This is a genomic window from Hymenobacter norwichensis DSM 15439 (genome assembly GCF_000420705.1).
Classification (GTDB): Bacteria; Bacteroidota; Bacteroidia; order Cytophagales; family Hymenobacteraceae; genus Hymenobacter; species Hymenobacter norwichensis.
Genome location: NZ_ATVL01000006.1, coordinates 721849 through 744412, shown reverse-complemented (window position 1 = coordinate 744412; position 22564 = coordinate 721849). Strand labels below are relative to the sequence as shown.

At 54.9% G+C, this 22564-nt stretch carries 17 protein-coding genes; 7 read left to right on the top strand and 10 right to left on the bottom strand.

Translation table 11 applies throughout. The annotated features are described in order from the left end of the window. Positions 1–46: 46 nt before the first annotated feature. From G536_RS26210 to G536_RS0104300, 4 genes are all read left to right on the top strand, one after another. On the top strand, positions 47–1225 hold the full coding sequence (locus G536_RS26210; protein ID WP_022822354.1) for a hypothetical protein: 1179 nt from the start codon (positions 47–49) through the stop codon (positions 1223–1225). Between the two features lie 33 nt (positions 1226–1258). Further along, positions 1259–2137: a hypothetical protein gene (locus tag G536_RS0104310; protein ID WP_022822353.1), complete on the top strand. Its 879-nt coding sequence runs from the start codon at positions 1259–1261 to the stop codon at positions 2135–2137. Between the two features lie 35 nt (positions 2138–2172). Beyond that, entirely contained in the window at positions 2173–2598 is a 426-nt protein-coding gene (locus G536_RS0104305) for a GPW/gp25 family protein (protein WP_022822352.1), read from the top strand. A 135-nt stretch (positions 2599–2733) separates the two neighbouring features. Then, entirely contained in the window at positions 2734–4581 is a 1848-nt protein-coding gene (locus G536_RS0104300) for a type VI secretion system baseplate subunit TssF (protein ID WP_022822351.1), read from the top strand. Positions 4582–4628: 47 nt separating this feature from the next. Here G536_RS0104300 and G536_RS0104295 read toward each other — a convergent pair whose 3' ends face one another. Next, positions 4629–5534: an ankyrin repeat domain-containing protein gene (locus G536_RS0104295; RefSeq protein WP_022822350.1), complete on the bottom strand. Its 906-nt coding sequence runs from the start codon at positions 5532–5534 to the stop codon at positions 4629–4631. 311 nt (positions 5535–5845) lie between these two features. Further along, positions 5846–8398, bottom strand: a complete 2553-nt coding sequence (locus G536_RS26205; RefSeq protein WP_022822349.1) for an ATP-dependent Clp protease ATP-binding subunit — start codon at positions 8396–8398, stop codon at positions 5846–5848. 315 nt (positions 8399–8713) lie between these two features. On the opposite strand from G536_RS26205, the gene G536_RS0104285 reads away from it, so the two are divergent. The 3 genes from G536_RS0104285 (at position 8714) to tssD (ending at position 11105) form a co-directional block, all read left to right on the top strand. After that, the gene (locus G536_RS0104285; protein WP_022822348.1) at positions 8714–9154 is read left to right on the top strand and encodes a hypothetical protein; all 441 of its coding nucleotides are present in this window, start codon (positions 8714–8716) and stop codon (positions 9152–9154) included. 67 nt (positions 9155–9221) lie between these two features. Continuing rightward, on the top strand, positions 9222–10592 hold the full coding sequence (locus G536_RS0104280) for a DUF5458 family protein (protein WP_022822347.1): 1371 nt from the start codon (positions 9222–9224) through the stop codon (positions 10590–10592). Positions 10593–10703: 111 nt separating this feature from the next. Then, positions 10704–11105, top strand: coding sequence for a type VI secretion system tube protein TssD (gene tssD / locus G536_RS0104275; RefSeq protein WP_022822346.1), 402 nt, complete (start codon positions 10704–10706; stop codon positions 11103–11105). 1100 nt (positions 11106–12205) lie between these two features. Here tssD and G536_RS0104260 read toward each other — a convergent pair. The 8 genes from G536_RS0104260 to G536_RS0104220 form a co-directional block, all read right to left on the bottom strand. Continuing rightward, positions 12206–12514, bottom strand: a complete 309-nt coding sequence (locus G536_RS0104260) for a hypothetical protein (protein ID WP_022822343.1) — start codon at positions 12512–12514, stop codon at positions 12206–12208. A gap of 24 nt (positions 12515–12538) precedes the next feature. Then, a complete protein-coding gene (locus G536_RS30310) occupies positions 12539–13162 on the bottom strand; it encodes an RHS repeat-associated core domain-containing protein (RefSeq protein ID WP_022822342.1) in 624 nt (207 codons plus the stop codon). Positions 13163–13398: 236 nt separating this feature from the next. Beyond that, entirely contained in the window at positions 13399–13962 is a 564-nt protein-coding gene (locus tag G536_RS0104250) for an SMI1/KNR4 family protein (RefSeq protein WP_022822341.1), read from the bottom strand. Positions 13963–13977: 15 nt separating this feature from the next. Beyond that, positions 13978–15456 (bottom strand): RHS repeat-associated core domain-containing protein, encoded by a 1479-nt coding sequence (locus tag G536_RS30305; protein WP_022822340.1) that lies wholly within the window; start codon positions 15454–15456, stop codon positions 13978–13980. Continuing rightward, positions 15441–16493, bottom strand: a complete 1053-nt coding sequence (locus G536_RS30300) for an RHS repeat domain-containing protein (RefSeq protein ID WP_022822339.1) — start codon at positions 16491–16493, stop codon at positions 15441–15443. The genes G536_RS30305 and G536_RS30300 overlap by 16 nt, the downstream gene beginning before the upstream one ends. Positions 16494–16514: 21 nt before the next feature. Continuing rightward, complete coding sequence (locus tag G536_RS30295; protein WP_022822338.1) at positions 16515–17006, bottom strand: hypothetical protein; 492 nt, start codon at positions 17004–17006, stop codon at positions 16515–16517. A 398-nt stretch (positions 17007–17404) separates the two neighbouring features. After that, positions 17405–18334: a hypothetical protein gene (locus G536_RS0104225; RefSeq protein WP_022822336.1), complete on the bottom strand. Its 930-nt coding sequence runs from the start codon at positions 18332–18334 to the stop codon at positions 17405–17407. A gap of 11 nt (positions 18335–18345) precedes the next feature. Then, entirely contained in the window at positions 18346–22524 is a 4179-nt protein-coding gene (locus G536_RS0104220) for a DUF6531 domain-containing protein (protein WP_022822335.1), read from the bottom strand. Positions 22525–22564: the final 40 nt, after the last annotated feature.

The window sequence follows — 22564 nt, the reverse complement described above, 5'->3', positions numbered from 1 at the left end:
CCCTGATTGTATCAGCAGATTTATCCTCTTCCTTTCCGCCTCTTTTATGCTACCCGAAATCAAGCATTATCCCGTGAACTGGGTTGATGGGATGAAAATATCCCGCCGCCATTTCACCGAGCTTGAACAGTTTACCACCGAGCACCTGCGCGACGCCACTGCCGTAGGCCTAAGCGCACACCGCTACGGCCTGCTCCCTGCCGACGACCACGGCTTGTCGTCGTTCGAGCTGCTGCTCAACGTGGACCAGCAGCAGGGTATTACGGCCCGCCTGACGCACTGCCGCGCCGTTACGGCCGGCGGGGCACGCATCGAACTGACAGGGGGCAACGAGCCTCTTACCCTGCGCACCAGCCTGGCCCAGCTGCTCACCGAGTTCAACTTACCCGCCCCTACCGAGCAGCTTCGGTTCAGCGTGGTTGTGACGGTGAACCCCTACCTGCGGGTACCGATGGGCCAGCCAGCGCCCGAGGAAGTGCCACCGCGCCATCCCTACACCCGCCCTGACTACCAGCTGAGTGTGGTGCCTACCCAGCAAGTGAATACCGCCTCGGTCAGTTCGTTTCATTTGGTGGTGGGCGAGCTGCTCTACATCGATGGCAACTTGCGCCCAGTCACGCAGTTTATTCCGCCCAGCACAGCCCTCACCAGCCACCCAGCCCTGCTAAAGTGGCTACATCAGTTGGAGCATGTGCTACAGGAAATAGAAACCGACGGCTTCAAGATTATTCATAAAGTGAAGCTGCGTACCGACAAGAGAAGCCACTTAGCCGACCAAGTGCAGTTCCTGGCCGAGCGAACGGTGTTTGCACTGGCCCAGCACTTAACTACGCTGCACCTGAGCGCCGCCGAGCAACCGCCCATTCAGCTCCTCGATACGCTGCTGCGCCTAGCCAAGCAAGTGAAAACGGCCATCGACTGCTTAACCGAAGCCGAGCGGGAAGAAATGCTGAAATACTTCGAGCAATGGTCGGAAACGCTGCCGGCTACCTTGCTTAATGCGCTGAGCAACGCCGTGACCATGCGCTACGACCACCACCGCGTGCACGAGCACCTGGAGCAGCAATACAGCTTGTGGCAGTTGGTGGCCAACGTATTCCGCCAACTCACCCAGCTCGAGTACATCGGCAAAAACAAGGAAGGTTGGAAAACCTTTATCAACGAGAATCCCGTAGCCCCAACGGCCGCGCCGGAAAAGCCCGTTACCCGGTGGAATCCTTTCTAATCCTGTTTTTCGTTCGTCACTGCTCCCACCTGCATGAAGCCTCTTAACCACGCCGAACGCACAACCCGTCTGTGGAAATTTCTCGTCTTCTACGTGCTGGCGCTGGCTTTGCCGCTGCTGGCCTCGTACTACCTGTTTTCCGACGGCTCGATTGCCAGTGAAAATCAGAAACTTAAGCAGGAGCTGGAGCGCACCCGCACCGAGCAGACCCGGCTGCTTACCCAGCTTGATACGCTTACGGGCTATTTGCAGCGCATCGAACTCACCGACCGGCAACTCCGCACCGAAAGCAACGACCTAGTGGTGGGCGAACTAAACAAGCGCAGCCAGGACTACCTGAACGCCATTGCCGTCACGCTGAGTGAGTTGCGGCGCGACTCCACCAAAATGCAGCTCCACACTAACAAGCGCCTAGCCCACAACGTTTTGCGCGACTTCGACCTGTTCCGCAGCAACCGCAACACCGTGGATTTCCTGCGCCAGTCACTCGACAAAAAGGGTATTGATGTATCGGGCAAGGAGCAGATAGCTGCCGAGCTAGCCCAAACCAAGCAACTGCTGGCTACTTACCAAGCGGCAGCAGCCAACCGTCCGGCCCCAGTTATAAATAGCGGCGGCGGTGGTGGCGGCGGCGGCCGGAGCGGCGACATGCAGCGCCGCCTGGAGGCTAGTGGCGGCCAAGTAGCGTTGCTCACCGACCAGCTTCGGTTTGCCAACGCCGACTGCCTGCGGCTGCGGGCTTCGAGCATGAGCAAGGAGCAGCGCAAAGAAATGCTGGAACAGTCGCGCAAGGGCTTCGTGGCCATTCTGCAAAACCCTAGCTCCGATGATATGAAAGACAGCGTGGAGAAAATGATTGACTCCATTGACAAGGAGTTGGGCCGTAAGCGGGGCCTTTTCGGCTACAAATAAGATTTTCGGCCCTCCGCCGTCTTTCCCCTGTTATAATGAGCAACGACTACTACCGCCTTCCCCTGAACTTCGAGGAACTGTTGCAGCGGCGGCCCCTGCCCCGGTGCTCAGTACAGGAGTCTATTGCCCAGCATTTGTACCTGATGCTGACCACGCACTTCGGGGAGTCGCGCTTCGACCCGAACTTTGGCTGCGTGGTGTGGCAGCAGGATTTCGAGGCCATGACCAATATGCGCTGGAAAGACAACGTGCAACGGTCGGTGGAACAAAGCATTGCCGAGCGGGAGCCGCGCCTGGGCCAGGTGAAGGTGCTCGTCGGCGTCGACGACTTCGAAATGAAAGGCGTCAGCCAGCGCATCCGCAAGCGGCTGGAAGTAACGGTGCGGGCTACTTTGCAGCGCACTAACGAGCCGTTTTCGTTTCGCGCCAGCCTGTTTGTGGCGCCCCTGTCAGTAGTATAAGCTGAGAGAACTGAGGAGTGAGAAGCTGGAAGTTAGAAGCAAAAGCTCCTAGCTTCCAACTCCTCACCTCTGGATTAGAACTCATAGCTCTCCAGTCTTCCCTTTTAGCTCTTAACTCCTATCTTCTCTAGTTACATGCAATTTTCCGAGGATTTCACTAAGGGTGGTATCAAGAGTCGTTTGACGCAGAAGGCCGCCGAAATGTGGGGCTATACCGAAGCCGACATGGAAGGCTTCGACCCACTAGTGGAGCTGTTGCTGGAGGCCTGTGCGGTGGAGTTGGAGAAGATTGGGCAGGAAATCAACAACACGCAATACCGGTTGGTGGAGCGGCTGGCGGGCCTGCTGAACCCCGACGTGGTAGATGCCCCGCGCCCGGCTCACGCCATTGCTCAGGCTCAGCCTCGGGAGCCGTACATGCAGCTCCCGCCTGATGCGCAGTTTCTGTTCCAGCGGCCCAGCGTTGGGCGAGCGGCCACAGGCGGCGGCATCTTCTTCTCACCGTTGCAAGCCACCCGCCTCACCGATGGCGCAGTGCGCTACCTGGCCACCGACGACTATATCTGGCGCGTGGAAGCGGCAGGCCAGAAGCGGCCATTGGCCGGCGCCATGAACCTTGAGCCCTCCGAATACCGCCGCCTCTGGCTGGGAGTGGAATTACACCCCGAAATTACCTCCCTGGCCGACCTTTCCTTTTATTTCGACTGGTTGAATGAGCCCCGGCGCGACACTTACCTAGCCTATCTGCCGGGTGAAAGCTGGCGCCTGGCCGACCGTACGCTGCCCGTAGCGCAGGGGCTGGATGCCCTATCCGACGATGCCACGCCGCTGCTGCACCAGGAATACGACTTTTTACAGCGGGTTGAGCAGCACGTGCGCAACCTCTACGGCCCCAGCTTCGTGCGCCTGTTGCCTACGCCGGCCGCTGAGCTGCAATTCTACCTGCGCGAGTCGTTTCCGGCGGTGCTGGTGCCCCGCTTCGCCCCGGAAGTGGTGCAAACCTTCACGCAGCCCCTAATTTGGCTGGAAATCCGCTTCTCCCACGCTCTACCGCCCGAGGCGCTGGCCACCCTAACCTGTGGGCTGAACTGCTTCCCGGTGCTCAATCGGCGGCTCAATAAGCAGCTGTTCCGGTTGCAGCCGGCCCTCAACATTTTTCCGTTGGTATCGGAAGAGGCTTTTCTGGCTATTCGGGAGGTGTACAGCTTGCGCAACGTGGTCTTTCGGTCTACTACCCTCACCAGCCTCCAAGAAAACGACACCGATACCTACACGCTGCGGTACGGGGCCGGCCGTTTTGATGCCCGCTCCGGCCAGGAGGCGCTGCTGGAGCTGCTGGAGCTACTCCGCGACGAAAGCCGCGCCTTCACCGCCACCGGCACCGATTTCGTGTCCAACACCCTGCGGGAGCTCAACCAGAATCTGGCCCGGCTGGAAGAACGCCTCACCCAAACCGAAGTGGAAATCGGCCGCGACCCGGCTCCTTACGTGATGCTGCGCCCCCGCGACGCCAACGACAGTGTGTATCTGGAGTACTGGTCGAGCGACGGGGAGGCCGGCAACCGCCTGCCTACCGGCACCCGCCTGCTAGTATATGATGGCCATTACCTTGAAGGCGTGCAACTACTTACTACTTCCCTTGGTGGCCGGGAGCGGCCCCGCCCCGAGGAGCGGGTGCACGCGCTGCGCAAAAACCTACTCAGCCGCAACCGTATTGTCACGCTGGAAGACATCCGGGCAGCGTGCTGGGCTGAATTGGGCAGCCAGCTTAGCCAGGTACACATCGAGAAGGGTTTTCGGAATGGCACTACCCCTACAGAAGGCTTCGTCCGCTGCATTCGGGTGGTACTAAGCCCCGCGGCAGGCAGCCGCCTATCGGGGCCAGAGTGGCAGCGGGCCGCGCAGGAATTGCAAACGCTGCTGGCCAGCCAGTCGGCCATGAACCTACCCTACGAGGTGAGCGTGGCAGCTACCAGCCTGTAGCAAACAACCTCAGATATCTACCTAGCTGTACGTGGCCTGCTGCTTACCTATTCAGGAGTGAAAAAAGGCGGCTCTGGTATACTTTGTTGCTTCATCCACGCTTTCATGGCGGCTCGGGCCTGGTCTTCCTCCTGCACCCAGGGCCTGCCTACCACCTCGGGCTGGGCGCCCAGGGCATCGAGCTTTTCGCGCCAGGCGCGGCCTTCGGGGGTCTGCTCCCACTTCTCGCGAATGGCAGCATAGCGTTTTGCTCCCGATGAAGGCACCGGGAATTTTGCGCCGCGGCCAATCAGCAACTGCTTCACCTTGACTTGCCATTGGGTGGCTTCAGCATTCCCAAGGCTTTTTTCTTGTGTGCTCAGTGCTACCTCCCCATTGTTGATACGCCAGTCGGCTCCGCGCTCCAACAGGTAATGCACCATCTCGAAGTTGTTGAGGCTGGCTAAGGTTGCTGCTGCTGTGCCGCCCGCGCTGTCGGTACCATTGATGTCGGCTCCGTGGTCGAGTAGCATTTCCATGCGCTTATAGTTGTTGATATATACAGCGTTGAGCAGAGCCGGCATCTTCCGCTCATCTTTTACGTTCGGGTTGGCACCTAACTCAAGCAAAGCCAACAACAACTTATCCTTGGGACCTTCGGTGGCAATATTGAGCAGGTGCGTAGTGCAGGTGCCGCCTCGGCCATCAGGCAGATGCAACGGCTGATTGACGTCGGCTTTGTGTGCTACCAAGGCCTGCATAGCCTTCACGTGGTGGTGCGAATATGCCCAGAATAGAAATGTGACGCCTTGCCGGCCTTCCAGGTTGGGATTCAGAGCAGGATACTCACGGAACACAGCCTCAATTCCCGCTACATCATCCTCCCGAATGGCTTGCGCCAACGTCTGGGCCGGAGCAGTAGGGAAGTATTCTTCGGGCTTGTGTTTATAGACAGGATTAGCGGAAGCTCCCATGGAGTGGCATTGGGTGAAGGACAGCAACAACATCCATAGCCAGCCCATAGAAGTTACAAGCAAGCGGGGCCAAGTGGGCACATTCATTATCCTAAGTCCACGGTGATAGGGCCAATGCTCCGGTCTTTCTCGTGCTTGGTGTGCTCAACCATTTGCGGCTCTGAATCCGTTTAGCGCCATTGTATATGGCAGGTCTAAACGGATTCAGAGCCACTTGGTCGCGCCACTGATGGTGCCACTGCGGCACGAGCGTCACCGCCGGAAAGTACCTCCCCCAGAGTCTGACCTTTCAACCAGTTACCCGTTGTAGCCTAACTGGCAACTTCTTCCGTGGGCATAGCCATAGGCTCCTCGGCAGCTTCCGAAGGCGCCGCCTGCACCTGCCAAGTCAGCTCCTCGGCTTCAGAGGCCTTGTCCAGCGAAATTACCGTGCCTTTACTGGCTTCGCCGGCAATTATCATCCGGGAAATGGGACGCCGCAGCTGCTGCCGGATTACGCCTTTTATAGGCCGGGCGCCGTAGCGCGGCGTGAAGCCCGACAGTGCCAGATGCGTCCGGGCGTCGTCTGAGAGGTTGAGCGTGATGCCCTGCCGCCGCAGCTGCTCCTGCAACGGCCGCAAATGAATGTCGAATATCTGCACCACGTTTTCTTCGGAAATAGGCGCAAACGGCACTATTTCGGTGAGGCGGGCTAGGAACTCGGGGCGGAAGTGGCGGCTCATGGTTTCCATGAGTGTGTTGGTAGCCGGAATCTGCCCTTCCCCAAACGACTTGATGATTTGCTCGCTGCCAATGTTGGAGGTGAACAGGATAACCGCATTGGAAAAGTCGCCTTCCCGGCCCAGCCGGTCGTGCAGGCGGCCTTCGTCCAGAATCTGCAGGAAGATGTCGAACACCGAGCTATGCGCCTTCTCAATTTCGTCGAACAGCACCACCGAGTAAGGCTTCTCCCGAATCTTGTTCACCAGCATACCACCTTCCTCGTAGCCCACGTAGCCGGGAGGCGCGCCATAGAGCAGCGCCGCCGAGTGCTCCTCCTTGAATTCCGACATATCAAAGCGAATCAAAAACGACTCGTCGTTGAACAGAAAATCGGCCAGAGACTTTGCCAGCTCGGTTTTGCCAGTACCCGTAGGACCCAGCAAAAAGAACGAGCCAATGGGCTGCCCCGCCTTGGTAAGGCCGGAGCGCGACTCCAGAATGGCTTCGCACAGCGCCTTCACCGCGTGGTTCTGGCCCACCACGCGCTGTTGCAGGGTCTGGTCCATGTTTAGGAGCTTGTCCCGCTCGTTACTTTGCAGCTTGCCTAGCGGAATACCGGTTTTGCCTGATACTACTGCCGCAATATCGGCCCGCTCTACGCTGTCTTTCTTGGTAGCAGACAGCTCGATTACCGACGCCAGCAGCTCCCGAATATATGTTTCTAGGGCTTCCGAGGTTTCCAGCGTATCAGGCTGCTGCTCCTGGTCGAGCTGGTTGAGCCAGAGGTGGCTGACCTGGTTTTGCACCTGGTACAGAAACCAGCGCAGCTCCTTTAGGCGCTCCGGCTCTGGAAAGTCGCGGTGCGCTTCGGCTAGCTGCTCGAAATCTTGCTGTAGTTGCAACAGCTCGGCGCCGGCGTGGTCGTCGAGCATGCGGATGGCGGCCATGGTGCGGTCCACCAGGTCAATGGCTGAGTCGGGCAGCTGCCGGTCTTTGATGTAGCGCTTGGCTAGGCGTACAGCTTCCTCTACAGTGCCCGCACCCACTTGCAGGCCGTGGTGGCTGGCGTAGTAAGGTAGCACGCTGGCTACCATTCGTTCGGCCACCACCACGCTCGGCTCCTCCACCCGCAACACGTCAAACCGGCGATTAAAGGCCTCGTCAGCCTCAATGTACTGGCGATACTCGTCGTTGGTGGTAGCTCCAATAACGGTGATTTCGCCGCGCGCCAGCTCTGGCTTCAGCAGTTGCGCAATGCCTGAGCCCGCCGAACCTTTGGGGTCTAGCAGAGCATGAATTTCATCAATAAACAGGATGGCGCGGGTGTACTGCTTGATTTCGCTGAGCACGCTCTTGATCCGGTCTTCCACCTCACCTTTGTAAGAAGCCCCGGCCACCAGCGTGCCCAAATCCAACTCGAACAAGGTTACCTGCTGCAAATGCGTGGGCACCTTTTTCAGCACAATCTGCTGGGCAAAACCTTCCACCAGCGCCGATTTGCCCACGCCGGGCTCCCCTACCAGCAGCACATTGGGTTTGGTACGCCGGCCCAAGATTTCGGCCATCTGCCGGGTTTCGGCGTCGCGGCCCACAATGGGGTCGAGTTTGCCAGCAGCAGCCTGCTCTGTTTTATTCACGCAGTACGTAGCCAGTGCCCCTGCTTTACCAACCGGTGATGCCCGGTCAGTGAGCGGCGCTGATTCATGCCCATCGGCGCCTACAGCAACGGGCTGCATGGCATCGGGCTCGGCGGCTTCCACCACTTCGCGCTGGGTGAGCGGCAACGATTTGAGTTGCTCGGGCGTGTACACTAGGCCTGGCCGGAGCAGTGCCGCCAGGGCGCACAGTGGGTCAGTCTGGTCTTTGGCGAGTTGTAGGGCCACTAAGTCAGCTACTTCTAGCACCGGCTTAAGGTCTTTGTCGGCGGCGGGCATTTCTGGGGGGCGGGTGGCTTTCGGCAGGCCCTCTAGGCGCACTTCCACCCACTCGCGCAAGTAATGAATGTCCTTGTCTAGATCTACAGCCAGCCACGAGGCCAATCCTATCTCATTGTGCAACAGTGCCATTAATAGGTGCGGCGCGGCATAATACTCGTGGCGATACTCGTGGGCCACGGCCTGGGCAATGTGGAGGGCACGCTTTAACTCGTCGGTGTAAGCCATAGAATAGAAACAGAAGAACGAAACTGATGAACGACGGACTACAGAGGGCAATAAAATCCGGTACGGATAAATGCCTCGCGCAGCTAAGCAGTCGGCGGTAAGGTAGGGGAATATCAGGGGCTTTTCCCAGCCAAATACGCGTTGGATATAGGCTGAAAGACCTTGTCGCCCAAATGCAGAGGAGCTTACCCGATATTAAGAATATGTGATTTTCAGTGCTTTGTACTTCAATTTCTTAAATTACTGTACCTTAACCGCCGAAGCACCGTATATGGGGCAGTTGCTAGTGAAGCATCGAGCGTAATCCTTTTTCTTATGTACAACTACGGAATTGGTGGACAAGAGCGCAAACTTGACAATGCTCAGGAGGCCATCTCAGATATCCCTCTCAACCGAACCCTACTGGTTCAAAAGCTTACGGCCGACCCGCCCCTACGGGCCCAGATAGTAGAAGGCTTACGCACACCCGAAGCAGTTTTCGCCCACTTTAAGCCTCAGGTTGAAGTGGAGTTTGAGAAAGAAAACGGTACCGTCGTTCCTGAAACACTGCATTTTGAGTCGCTCGGCGACTTCGGCAAAAAAGGTATCATCAACCAGAGCACGTTTCTTCAGGATTTGAGTACGCAGGCTGAAGATTTGCAGAAGCTCTTGCGCCAGCTTAAGTCCAACAAGATTCTGAAGTCAGCGCTAGATACGCCGGAGACAAAAGCAGCCTTTCTGGCGGCTATTCAGTCGATGATAGCCGAGCTAGACTAGCGGCGAAAGAGTGCATTTGTGCTTTTCTCTTTATCTGTACTAGATCAGTAGGGTACTTTCTCTATCTATGGCAACCGAACAACAAAAAACTGCCGCTACGGCCTCTCGTGAACGGGAGCAAGCACCCAGCCTCGAACAAAATGCGCAGGCACTAACCAAATTCGGCGGTTTCGACTTACTGGAGACGACCATTGATGGTGCCTCCAACCTGAACCCCGAGAAGAAGGCCCGCAAAAAGATATTTCTTACCGAAGACAGCAAGAAAGCCGACCGCCAGCAGCTCAAGAAGCGGCTGGCGCTCTGGCACGAGATGTTGAGCAAGGCCGACTCAGTGGCTGATGCTGTACAACAGTGTGAGCAACAGGTAGAGTCGTCTACCAACCAGCTCACCGATAACCTCAAAAAGGCTATCGAAGCCACCCACGACATCGAACAATCGTATCGGTCGATGGCGCTGTTCTACCGCAACACCGATCAGGATGATGTGAAGAACATCTCCATCATGAACGCCGATAAAGATCAGCTACAGGACCTCGATAATACCACCTTTATCGATGCTGTATCGAGCGAGTTGGAGCAGAACTTCGACCGTCTTGACTTGCGCGACAACTACTCGCTGCTGGTAGTACCGGGTTACTTGGGCTCCAACAAGGTGGTAGATAAATGGGCTAAGATTGCCCATAAAAACAAAGTCATGATGGTCACTGACTTCGAGCATTACGATACTCCTGACGATGTAATCGAGCTGTTCGACGAAGCAAACCTAACGGGTGCCGACGCACATAAATCCAACGTTATTATGGCCTGTAACTGGCTGGTTGGCCGTGGCAAGCTGGAGGAAGTAGGTGAAGAAGAAGATCTTTTCGTTCCGCCTTCTTCGGCGTTAGCTGGCCGGATTTATAGCACCCTAGCCTCGCAGGTAACGGCAGGCCGCAAGCACGGTACTCTTAATGAAGTGGACGGTGTACGGTTCCCGTTGCGTAAGAGCGAAATTGCCAACCTAGAGAAGTTGGGCTTAGTACCCATGGTCAATGAATATGGCCGGGTAATGGCCTTCTCGGCCAAGACGCTTTTCAACGGCGACAATATTGGCTTGCAGACCTACTCGGTAGTGCGAGTGTTCGACTACGTGACCAAGGTGCTGATTGACTTCCTCAACCGCCGCGCCTTCGAGAACTGGGACCACAACATGCGTATGGACATCCAAAGCCAGATTGTGCGCTTCTTGGATGGAATTGCCGGCCCGGGCAAGCTGATTGAGAAATTCTCTATCAAGAAGTTCGAGCGGGACCCCAACCAAAAAGACCGTATCTTACTCGATATCCACATGGTGCCCTACTTCCCCGCCAAAACCTTCTTGGTTTCGCTGGACGGCACTAAAGGTGACGATCCAGATTCGCCGGGCCGCGATTGGAATGCCGAGTACAACCAACAATAGAGCGTGGAAAAGACCAGTGAGTTAGTAAGCTCTTTAGTGCAATTAGTATCACCCCCAATAGAGTTATTGCTTTCCTTAAACCCATTTTTTCAACCTTAATTACTCTGTAGTATGGCCTCATTCAGTGCGTTTTTCAATGCCGCCGGTAGCGGCGACTGCGAAGTAGTAAGCTGCAGCTACTCCTTCGATCAAGCCATTGATGATAAGGGCCGCCCTTCTTCTAAAGTACAGGGCGGTACTATCAAAGTAACCATTGTGTCTACGGACAGCGCGTCGCTCACCAGCTGGATGCTGGACCCCTATAAGCGCGAAAGTGGTAAAATCACCTTCAAGCGTATCGACCAAGACTCGACGTTGAAGGAAATTTCCTTTGAGGAAGCTTACTGCGTAAGCTACTCCGAGCACTTCGATGCTCGTGGCGCTGACACCAACACGTCAATGACGTTGAGCCTTACCATTTCGGCCAACAAAATCAACGCCAATGGCGCTGTACTCGACAACAAGTGGGTATAAAGTAAACCTGCTATAAGATTGCAACGCCCCTGCTACTTCTGATGGCAGGGGCGTTTTGCGTATATAGTATTAGCCTGTCATTTGTTAGCGGAAGCTGAGACAAAGATCCTTTCCAAGCACTTCGTTAGGCTGTTCGCTATTAGATATACGTTCTGAAACTTCGCTGCCTCAGGCATAGCAGAGCCCGTTGCATCTTCATACTCGTCGGCGTCCCATTCTAGCTCATGGTCCCACCAATACACTCTTTGATGGCATCCCGACTCTGAGGCTAAACACAACTGATTTCCTACTCCATCGTCGGCAAAGGGTAGAATTGTTCGGGCATTCTGCCTCGGGAAGCATTCATCTCTTCAAGCAGAGTCGATATCCCTTTCTGAACATGTTTACCATAGACTGTGGCTATTTCTGAGCCCGAGAAAGTTGGTTCATTAGCAATGCCAAGGACTTCCGCATTTTTGTAACCTAGCTCAGATTTAAGCGGCTTAAACTGTACTGAGTTGGTAAGGTGAAACTCCTCATATGCTTGCAGTGGCCATATGTATTGGGCTGGCAACTTAGTACCAACTGCCTTTTCAAGCTCGGTTATTTCAGCTTCATCTAAGGGAGAAAGTTGATTTTCGAGTGGCTTAGCACCTTTTGAGTTTAGCTATTGCCGTTTAAAGCAAACATGACATATAATTACGCAGTGTATAGCACCTCTGTAGCTTATATGAAGGCAACAGTGAGACTTTCTATCGACTAGCTATAGCGGCTTGCTCCACTTGCCTTATATATACAGTAGGACAAGTGAAACAATAATTTTTTATCAGTCAGCCTTAGTTGGCTAGCCAAAGAAAAAGTCAACAAACTCATCAACTTATATCTTCGTCCTCATACTTAGCCACTATGGAGCGGATTCTGTCGATGAACTCTGGCTTGACGGTAAGTCTTCCGACTTCGTCTCATTGCCAAATTCTTCTCGTTCCATAATCATGCAGTCCGACAAGATGGACAGGAATGACTCCAGGGAGGAGGCTAGCTGATATTCCTCGTCCTTTTGGATGCTTCCGAAGATGGGCGCTACTTCGTCTTCCAGCTTCGCAAATACAGCATCTCCGTTTTTATCGCCGAATACGAGCCAAGTGGAGTTCCAGCCTTCCGTGTCTTCCTGCCGGGCCCGTATCGTAGTCCCAGCGCCAGCCTTCCTGATACTTTGGCAGTTCAGCCAACGTAACTATATCCAGAAAAAGTGTAGTTCCAATGGTCAGCTTGTCGAAATCAACGCTGGCGTAGAAAGTCTTCAACTCCCCGTCCGGAAGCAACTCCTCTTGCACCTCTTTCTTCTCTGCCCGCAGGGTCAGCGTTCCAAAGTTCTTTTCTTCTTGGTTGAATTTATTTGCAAAGCGCTGAATGACATCAAGTAAAGCCATATATGAGGAATTAAGGAGTTGTGTTTAGTTAAGGGCAGGTGCTAACGTGCTGACGCTTTGTGCCTGACGATGCCGGTCAATCATGGCCTGCCGGTCTATAGGATCACCCCAGGTTACGTTACGGATGGTGCCCTCATGTCCCTCAGCGCCATGCACGTGGTTGTTGACTTCGCCGGGGTGTTTGTAGTTTTCCAGGAAGTTAATATTCCTGGGGTCGCCTTGCCAGTCACGGCCGAGTTGCCAGTTGTTTCTCCAATGCCCAAGCCCTATCGATACCCGTTGTCCGTGCCCCTGGCAACGGGGGGAGTCCGCAGAAACCGGATACGTAATTAGGCCAGGGCCAGGCGCCAGACCGAAATGGCAAACCCAAGTGGTAGAGTCGTGGGCGTAGCTGTACAGCGACAGGCCACCTCTGACCCGAATAGGGTCCTGACTGATATAGAGCCCTTCATAAGGGCTGTAGTAACGGAAGTGATTATAGTACAGACCAGTTTCTTGGTCCTCGTACTGACCTTGATAGCGGAAAGGACAGGCCGTGGCGTCGCCCTGCTGGCGGCGCACCTGCCCGTAACTGTCCAGCTCAGTCGCCCAGACTGGAGCATCGCCGGCCCCGTGCAACTCCAGCGGCGTGCCTAGGTGGTCGCTCACCAAGCTGTAATAACAAAAAGAAAGAGCTTGGCCTAGATAGTCTATCCGGGTAATTGCATGCGGTCAGGACTACACTCAATAGCAGACCTGACCGCATGCTTAATCTGCCATATTAGGCTCTCAGTAGTATACTAAGCAAACATATAATTTACTATTTAGACGAAAAATAGTTTCTGCTTATTCCAACGGATCAGGTAAACTTGACAGGTATATGAATAGGATAATTTAACAATTCATTACAATTTCATATCCCTAAATTCGTAATCAATACCCTCTCCAGAAAGAAGCTTTATTTTTAATTTCTGCTCCACAGTCTCATCAACACCATTGCCCACTAATTTTTCTGTTTCCATCAATTCAAATAACAGATACTGGTTGAAATCAGAAAATACCAAAGCCTTTTTAATAGGATCATGTGAAAACAAATATATTTCATGTGAATCCTTATCAAAACATACGGGATCATTGCCTGGACTGTCCGCAAAATAGACCATTGTGTTAATCTGATACATTTTAAAGTTTAATGATATAAATGTAATATTAGCCGCAAATAAAAATTTTAATTCTTCTATACTTTTTAATCCATACATAAAATCAGAACTGTCAACTCTTCCAAAATTCACGTAGAACTCCCGCATATCTTTTGGAAGTTTAATATTCAACTCCCTTTCTTTTTCTTCTATACTATTAGGATCTACTTCTGCTGTTTCAATATCACAGGAATCTAAGTACTGTTGAAGTTTTTCTTTCCAGTTGTTTTCTCCTATTGCTTGAATAGGTAATGCAAAGTCTTTTTTCATTGGTAGTACTATTTATTATTTTCTACAGGAGGTTCCTCCGCCCCATTCATTTCTTCCACCGATATCGTCGGGATGGTAAATCTTATGGTAGGTGGAATGATCTGCCCGATCAACCATTTGCAGCCAGCCAGGCTGTCCGCCCATTTGAGATGCTGTAGCGTGATGCCACGTTAAATTTTTTGGAGCTGTTCCTCTGAAGGTACCATTGCGTGTAGGGCTTACGTGCTTAACGGCACCTGGATAATTAGTTTCCAAGTACTGTTTAAAAGCCGGATCAGTCTGAATACGATTATACACTGCCTCATTTGCTTTGGCAAAGTGGTACTTATCCGGCTTAGTGTATTCAGAAGGGCTTAAATTATGGTTGTGGAAAGACACATAATCACCTAAATCTCTAACGCCTTCACCATTATATAAACCAGATGGGTCAACAAAATAGTTAGGGTCTACGACATAAGCGTAGGCTGTTGGATTATTACTTAGTAAGCCAATCGGGTCCTGGCTGATATACTGTCCGCTCTCAGGGTCGTAGTAGCGGAATCGGTTGTAGTAGAGGCCCGTTTCCTGGTCTTCATACTGGCCCTGGTAACGGAACGGGCAGGCCGCAACGTCGCCCTGCTGGTGGCGCACTCGTCCGTAGCTATCGAGCTCCGCGGCCCACACGGGCGCATCGCCGGCCCCGTGTAGCTCCAACGGTGTGCCTAGGTGGTCGCTCACCAGGCTGTAGTGCTGCGCGCCTTGCAGCTTGGCTAGCGGCGTGAAGCTGTCTTCTTCAAATAGCCAGGTGATGACCTCTTCCACATTTGCTTGCTCCAGTTCCAAGCCAGTCCACTCGTGCAGCGGTACGTTGCCATCCCACACCCAACGCGTGACCTGCCCACGATAGTGCTTGCTTAGCCGCCGGCCCAGGGCATCGTAGGTGAAGCGCACCACTTGCCCATCGGGTCGCAACACGCTGCTCAGCCGGCCGGCCTCACTCCAGCTATAGTGCCACTCCTGGCCCGTGTGGGTCAGTTTGCGTGCTAGGTTGCCTTCAGCGTCGTAAAAATATTGCGTGCCGTTGGCTTCCAGTAACTGTCCGGCCGGACCGTAGCGCCGGTCTTGGCGTTGCGGGGTGGTGAACAGGTTGCCCAATGCATCCGGGAGGCGCAGCTGCTGCGTACCATTGGCGTAGTGGGTAGCCGCAAGGTTCCCGACGGCGTCATGGGTGAACTGCGTCAGACCGGTGCTGCTATCCGCAATCTGGGGTAGCTGGTCACTGGTCTGCCAACTATAGTAGCGCTGGCGTATTTCCCGCCGGCTGCTAGTGCTGATACGCTGCTCAATAGGCCGACCCAGGGCATTGCGCTTCCACTGCATACGTACCCCGCCGCTGAGCAAACGCTGCATCTCCAGCCCTTGGGCATCCCGCTCGAATAGGGCCTGCCAGGAACCCGCGCGCATCTGCTCTACGTCACCCGCTTTGCTGTGCTGGTAACTTACCTGGGCTCCCAAGGAAGACTGATCCGGTTGCCGAACGCATCGTACTGACTTTCCACCACGTACGCGTTTTGGCTTTCAGTGACAATTCGTCCTAGAGAGTCACGCACCATACTAACTGAGGCGGCCTCGTTGTGGGCTTCCAGCATGGCGCCATTGGGGGCAAAGCGGTATGTTTCGCTGCTGCCATCGCTGTAGTGCACCTCCGCGACTTGCCCGGTAGGAGCGTACGTATACTGCGTACGGCGGTTATTGGGCCGTACTAATTCGGCGACGCGGCCGCCAATGTCACGCACATACTCCCGGGTGAGGCCGTCGAAGCCGGTTTCCACCAATACATCCCCTTCCGCATCCAACGTGAAGCGGTAGAACAAGCCATGTTCATTCACGAAGGCCCGCAGTTGCTCTTCCGTATCGTACACAAACTCGACGGCCGTGCCTGCTTCTACGCGCCGCACCATGCTGCCCATGCCCCGATACGCATACTGCACTTCGTGCTGACGGTCCTTGGTTCGAATAACATTGTTGAGCCCATCATAGGCGAAACTACTCACGTTGCCATCCGGCTCATGGACTTGCACCACGCGGTTGAGCAAGTCATGCTCACACCACTGCACATTGCCACGCTCATCGGTGGCTTTGCGCAGCCGGCCCCAGCCGTCATACAATGCCCGGCTACCTATCCCTTTCCCATCTAGCACCTCTTGCAGGTTATACCCGGCATCGTAATGCAGCGCAACTACCCGGCCCGTGGGTTCGACTACGGTGCCTAGTAGCCCGTTCTGATACGCATAGCGTGTAACTAGCCCCGTTGAGTTGAGTCGTTCCAGCAGGTTGCCTTGCGCATCATATACCCACTGCCAGGTGTTGCCCATCACGTCAGTCAACTGCGTCAGCTGGTCGTTTTCATCGAACATGCGTACCGTCTGGGCCGCTGGCGTCTGGGTTTCGATGCAGTTTCCCTTGTCATCATACACATGCGTAATGATGTTGCCCAACGGGTCAGTTTCGCTGAGCACCTCATTATACTCGCTGTACTCAGTCTGGTGCAAGCCGCCGCGCCGGTCAATGTACTACTGCACGACTAAGCCGTTTTCGTTGCCGAGGTAAGTGGCCTCATGGCCCAAGGAGTTGGTGACAGTAGTGCGCCGGTTGGCTACATCATAGTAGAGCTTGTGGTCATAGATGCCCTCGTCGCCCCAGGTGCGGATGCAGCGGGCTTCGGGACCGGCACCGTCGTAGCGGAAGTAGAGGCGCAGCCCATTCTTGAACGTCTCTTGCTCTAACAGGCCGTTGCGGTACTTGTACTGTGCTTCCTGGCTTAGAGCATCCGCGGCAACGGATAGTCCGTCCGGAGGACCGCACCTAGGAGTACCCGGTTTCTTGAGCACAGGCTTTAACCAACTCAATTCGCTGGCTACAATGTTCTCGATGTTTTTGTAACCATCCTGCACCGCCATCGGCGTGCCCACGAGATAGCAGGCCGTTACGCACAGGCGCGGAATCTTGGCGGAAAATAAGCGTACACTAGCTTTGAGCCCGTTCTTGAGCACCAGATCGGCCATCTTTGTTTATTAGCCAAGCCGACAGCGACTTTGGTGCCGGCTTTCAGGGCGGTGCGCACCTCGGTTTTAGCTCCTGCTGCTACCGAGGCCACATCCCATACCAGAAAGGCCGCGTTCAGGGCCACACCTTAACTGGTCTTCAGCTAGGCACCCATCAATAGCTCATCACTCACTAATATTCCTCTATTCCCATTGCGAACCACTCATCTAAAACATCCCAAAAACCTACCGTATCGGGTTCCTCATCGTCCCACCAGACCAAGCCTAATAACCGTGTGCGCTTTTAAAGCAGATGAAGCATATTAACCAGTTCTGCACAATTTATCAGAACACCACTATCCTTTACCTGTAACTATACACCTAGCTATTTTACCAAGCGGCGGTGGTCTACAGTAATACTAGCTGAAGTCTATATCCAGCATCTCGTACTTGGCCTCTTGAAACTGGTTCTTGACGCCCTTAAATGGGTTTCCGCAATCTAAGAAGTAAATGCTTTCCAGTTTAGGACACTGTAGTAGCTCTTGCGCATTAGCCACCTTCTTGGAGTTTAATACACTAATTTCTCGCAGGTTTGGTAGCGCTTGAAATAGCGCACAGTTGATATCGGCTTTGATGCCATTCAGCCACAGCAGTTCCAGGGTAGGGATGACAGTAATCCGCGCTAGAGGAAATTCCTTGTTCGCGCCTTCGAGGCTCAGCGACTGCAACGGGCTGTTGATGCTCGCAAAAATATTGTGATTATAGGCAAACTCTAGCTCCAAGTGCCGCAGGGAAGTAAAATCGGCTAGTTGGGCCAGCACTTCGCCTTTTTTGTCGAGGCGGCAGCTTAGGTGTTCCAGCTGTGGGAAAACCTCGTTAGAAACGCCGAGGAGAGAAGGTAGCTCCGGTGCTCCAAAGCCACTAAGAATGCTGAAGCTTTTTAGACCTGTCAAGGTCAGACCAGGCCACCGTGCGTCTTTGATGTTGAGGCCGCCGGCGTACTGTTCCCAATGAAGCAGCGTCAAGGACTCCAGCGAAGCTGGCAGCGCGTCGGGTTGTAGCGTCAGAGCCAGTGGCAGAGGAAGTTCCAAAAACCGCAGCTGCCCTAGCTTGCGGATAAAGTCGGGTAGGTGCGGGCTTTTAGCTAGCTGAACTGTCGTAGGCAGTAAGTACAAGGATTGGATGTTCGCCAGCTGCTCGGGCTCGGGCGTCTTACCCCAATTGAGACGTACTGCGCCGTCTTCTTCCAAGTGGCTGCATTCGCTTTTGCTGCCTAGGCAGTACACGCCGTGGGTAGTCGGACCGTAGGTGCTTTTGCTTTGAGTTATTAGTTTTGGCTGGCTGCTCATGAATAGAGGTATTATCCTTTGCAGGTGACGCGCCTTTTGGAGGCGGAGGCACCGTGCTTTTTGATTAAGTTCTCGGCTTTGGGCTTTTTCTTGACCGCCTGAATGCGACTGTTGGGGTCGTTCAGCATAGTATATTTGCGCTTTCCAGCCTGACGGTCAAATTCCCGCTGCTCGTAGTAGCGCAGGATGTTGTTTCGGTCGCTCTGATTAGTGGCCGTACCCAAGTCCACTTTAGTGTATTGCACCTTGGTCCCTTTTTCCAACAAAAGGGACTGTGCTTTCTTATGCTCGGTGTCCGAGATACGGCTGAGCATACCTTGGTCGCCAATGCCAGCGCTACCTACGTAAGAGCGTTTACTGGCTTCATTGGTGATGATGTAAATGCCCGGCCCATCAGGCAGCGATGCTGGGCCACCTACCAGCCCAAGCAAATCTATCCAGCTCAAGGGGTCGTGCACGTAGGCGTAGAGCCGGTCGCCACCCGTAAGCCCGATGGGGTCTTGGCTGATATAGCTGCCTGCATTGGGGTCATAATAGCGGAAGCGGTTGTAGTACAGACCTGTTTCAACATCTTCGTACTGACCCTGGTAACGGAATGGACACTCAGTTTGCTCCTCCATCATAGTTTGGCGCACCCGGCCGTAGCTGTCCAGCTCGGCTTGCCAAGCCGGACGGCCATCGGCGGTATACAACTCCAAGGGCGTACCTAGGTGGTCGGTGACGATTCCGTAGCAGTGCCGCCCCTGCAGCTTGGCGACGGGCGCGGCGCTGTCTTCCTCAAACAGCCAGGTTACCACCTCGTCAGGCGTGCCACTGTCGGCTTCCGGGCTGGTCCACTCGTGCAGCGGCTGGTCGCCATCCCAGACCCACTGGGTGATCTGGCCAGCAAAGGTTTTACGGACCCGCCGGCCCAGAGCATCATAGGCGAAGCGGACCACGCTGCCATCGGGCCGTACAACTTCTATCAGCTGCCCAGCACCATTCCAACTGTAGTGCCACTCTTCGCCCTTGGATGTGGTCTTCCGAATTAGATTGCCCAGCGCGTCATAGGCGTAGTGCGTACCGGCGGCTTCCAGCAGCTGCCCAGCTGGGCCGTAACGACGGTCTTGGCGCTGTTTGTTGCGAAACAAATTTCCCACCGCATCAGGCTGACGCAATTGTTGAGTACCGTCGGCGAAGGTGGCAGCGGCCAGATTGCCGCGAGCGTCGTGCTGAAAGCGCTGCGGGCCACTCAAGCTGTCCTGAATCTGGACTAGCCGGTTGTCTTCCTGCCAACTGTAATGGCGGACGCGCTCCGGCCCTCGACCCAACCTGCTACCGATGTGAAGCTCAATAGGACGGCCCATTGTATCACGCTTCCACCGAGCCCGAACACCCCCGCTAAAGGCGCGCTGGAGCTCTAAACCCTGGGCGTCGTGTTCAAACTGTGCTTGCCAATTGTCGACCTTGATTTGGGTCAGGCGGCCGGTTTCATCGTGGCCAAAGCGCACATCGGCCCCCAGTGAGGAACTTAATCCCTCGCGCTGCCCCCAAGCACTATATTCGCTGGTGACTATATGCGCGCCCTGGGTTTCAGTGAGTACCCGGCCCAGTGAATCACGCGTCAGGCCAACGGTAATTACATCATTAGCGGCTTCAAGCAGGGCCCCGTCGGGACGGTAGCGATAAGTTTCGCGGCTACCATCGGAATAAGTAACTTCTGTTACCCGGCCAGTCTTGTCGTACCCATAGTGTGTATGCTTTTCATCGGGCAGCAGCACCTGCATAATACGGCCACCCGCGTCGCGGCGGTAGTGGCGAGTAAGCCCGTCGAACCCGGTTTCGGTGATTACGTCACCCAAGGCATCCAATTCGAAACGGTAGCTGAGGCCATGCTCGTTGACAATGGCCCGCAGCTGTTCCTCTGTGTCGTGCAGGAACTCTACGACCGTGCCGGCTTCTATCCGACGAATCAGCCTACTCATGCCACGGTAGACGTAATGTACATCCTGCTGCCGGTCCTGGGCACGCACGAGGTTATCAAAAGCGTCGTAGGTGAAAGTGCGCACGTTACCGTCGGGCGCGTATACTTTTACGGGACGGCCTAGCAGGTCGTACTCCTGCCACTGCACGTTGCCGCGCGCATCAGTGGACTTCACTGCGCGGCCCCAACCGTCGTACAGCCAACGGGTGAACTGCCCGTCGGTGGTGCGCAGCTCTAGCATGTTACCGGCCGCATCGTAAAGCAGTTCAGTGGATTGCTGGTTGAGTGCTGTGATGTGCCGAAGCATCCCATTCTCGTAGACATAGCGGGTTATTGCTCCAAGCGGATTGGTGCTTCCAAGGACGTTACCGGTTGCGTCATAGCTCCATTGCCACTCGCCTCCCACCGCATCAGTAGCCGCCACTAGGTCGTTATCTTCGTCGAAGCATAACTTCAACGACGTACCATCAGGCTGAGTAACCAAGTTAGTATTACCCCGCTCATCGTATGCATATTCCGTCCTGCTGCCGAGTGGATCGGTTTCGCTCAATAGTTCATTAAACTCGTTGAACTCGGAGAGTGTAACACCGCCTCGCGCGTCAAGCACTTCTACAACTAGTCCATTTTCATTGCCAACGTAGGTAGTGGCATGGTCTAAAGAGTTGGTGACGATGGTGCGCCGGTTGGCTACATCATAGTAGAGCTTGTGGTCATAGATGCCCTCGTCGCCCCAGGTGCGGATGCAGCGGGCTTCGGGACCGGCACCGTCGTAGCGGAAGTAGAAGCGCAGCCCATTCTTGAACGTCTCTTGCTCTAACAGGCTATTGCGGTACTTGTACTGTGCTTCCTGGCTTAGAGCATCCGTGACGGTGGTTAGCTCGCCTCGACGGTTGTAGCTATACTGCACCAGCGTCACAATCTTTCTCGGCTCGGTGGGGTGGGCCGTGGCAATAGTGCGGATGCGGCCTTGCTCGTCGCAGCTCACGCGCAGTTGGCGGCGGGCGCTGTCCACTATGTCTAGTAGGAAGCCACGGGCATCGTAGGCGAAAGTAATGGCAAAGCCATTGGCATTCTCAATAGCTACCAGCGGCGAAACCCCGTCGCCGCGGTTGGCGCCGAAGCGGTAGGTGAGACGCTGGGCATGGTCGAGAACGGCAAAGCCCCGCTCGTCGTGCACTAGGCTCATTTTCTCCAGGCGGTTGAAGTCGCGCTGGCCTAGGGGCACTAGGTCGAAGGCAATGCCGCGGCCATCGGCGGCGCGGAGCGCTACGAGGCCCTGATCGGCGTCCACAAACAACGCCATGTCATAGCTGTGGTGCCAGCCGTGGCCCAGGGCACCCTCGTGGATGGAAGTGGAGTTCCAGAGCCGCTCCCAGCGCAGGGGAATCGGACCGGGAAACTCGAAATCAGTGGCCTCGGTGTAAAGGTAGCCACCAATGACGTCGACAGGGTGACCCGTGACGGTGCAAAGTATGCGGTTGGCCATGTTGCAGGCTCGCTCCGAGAGGCCCAACCGGTTCATGGCTTTCTGAGCAGCTTGCCCTAATTTCTTAACTACGGCGCCGCCGAGCTTATTCATGACGTAGTTAATGACCAAATCCTTGGCCACCTGCCCCACAATCGACAGACCGTTTTGCAGGCTAGGGTCACGGGCAAAGTTGGTTACGCCCTTCGTAACAGCGGCAGCAGTTGCCAGAATGGTGCTGGCCGTAATTAAGTGGCCGCCGCCGGCAATCATGGCGGCTCCTAGAGGGGCACCTACGCCCGTAGCGCACAGGATGGCTCCACCAACAGCTAGGGCTATGCCGCCAAAAAATGCCCAGCTAGAGGCTTTTTCGGCAGCTTCAGCAAGTTCGTCGGCTTTGTCGAGCTGCTTGTCTAGCTCAACAGCGGCATTAGCATCGGCCTTAGTAAAGTGAATGGCTATTTTACCACCTGCGCCGCACATACACTTACTGGTATCTAGCAGCGGACGGGCGCCAAGTACCGTCAGGCCCTCTTCCATGACTCGCTCCCACATCAGAGGCACCGGCACGCAGGGCGTCTTCGTGACGCTGCACACCCCAAACGGCATGATGTTGACAAGCGGAATCTTGTCCAGCTCGTTGGCAAAATGCTCATCGTAGAGTTGTACTGGCTTGGGCGTCACGTTGAAGCGCGAAGGCGTAACGCCTTTGTCACAGGTGAGCCAGACCCCATTCATCACATACTTGTCATCAACAGCCATAGCGTAGCGAGTAGGTTAGAGAAGACTACATAAAATAGAT

Bases quoted from the DNA above. Each gene is read 5' to 3' on its own strand.
- G536_RS0104280 (WP_022822347.1), top strand. From the start codon at position 9,222: ATGGCAACCGAACAACAAAAAACTGCCGCTACGGCCTCTCGTGAACGG.
- G536_RS0104300 (WP_022822351.1), top strand. From the start codon at position 2,734: ATGCAATTTTCCGAGGATTTCACTAAGGGTGGTATCAAGAGTCGTTTG.
- G536_RS30295 (WP_022822338.1), bottom strand. From the start codon at position 17,006: ATGGCCGATCTGGTGCTCAAGAACGGGCTCAAAGCTAGTGTACGCTTA.
- G536_RS0104220 (WP_022822335.1), bottom strand. From the start codon at position 22,524: ATGGCTGTTGATGACAAGTATGTGATGAATGGGGTCTGGCTCACCTGT.
- G536_RS0104295 (WP_022822350.1), bottom strand. From the start codon at position 5,534: ATGGGAGCTTCCGCTAATCCTGTCTATAAACACAAGCCCGAAGAATAC.
- G536_RS0104310 (WP_022822353.1), top strand. From the start codon at position 1,259: ATGAAGCCTCTTAACCACGCCGAACGCACAACCCGTCTGTGGAAATTT.
- G536_RS0104305 (WP_022822352.1), top strand. From the start codon at position 2,173: ATGAGCAACGACTACTACCGCCTTCCCCTGAACTTCGAGGAACTGTTG.
- tssD (WP_022822346.1), top strand. From the start codon at position 10,704: ATGGCCTCATTCAGTGCGTTTTTCAATGCCGCCGGTAGCGGCGACTGC.
- G536_RS0104285 (WP_022822348.1), top strand. From the start codon at position 8,714: ATGTACAACTACGGAATTGGTGGACAAGAGCGCAAACTTGACAATGCT.
- G536_RS0104250 (WP_022822341.1), bottom strand. From the start codon at position 13,962: ATGAAAAAAGACTTTGCATTACCTATTCAAGCAATAGGAGAAAACAAC.
- G536_RS0104225 (WP_022822336.1), bottom strand. From the start codon at position 18,334: ATGAGCAGCCAGCCAAAACTAATAACTCAAAGCAAAAGCACCTACGGT.
- G536_RS0104260 (WP_022822343.1), bottom strand. From the start codon at position 12,514: ATGGCTTTACTTGATGTCATTCAGCGCTTTGCAAATAAATTCAACCAA.
- G536_RS26210 (WP_022822354.1), top strand. From the start codon at position 47: ATGCTACCCGAAATCAAGCATTATCCCGTGAACTGGGTTGATGGGATG.
- G536_RS26205 (WP_022822349.1), bottom strand. From the start codon at position 8,398: ATGGCTTACACCGACGAGTTAAAGCGTGCCCTCCACATTGCCCAGGCC.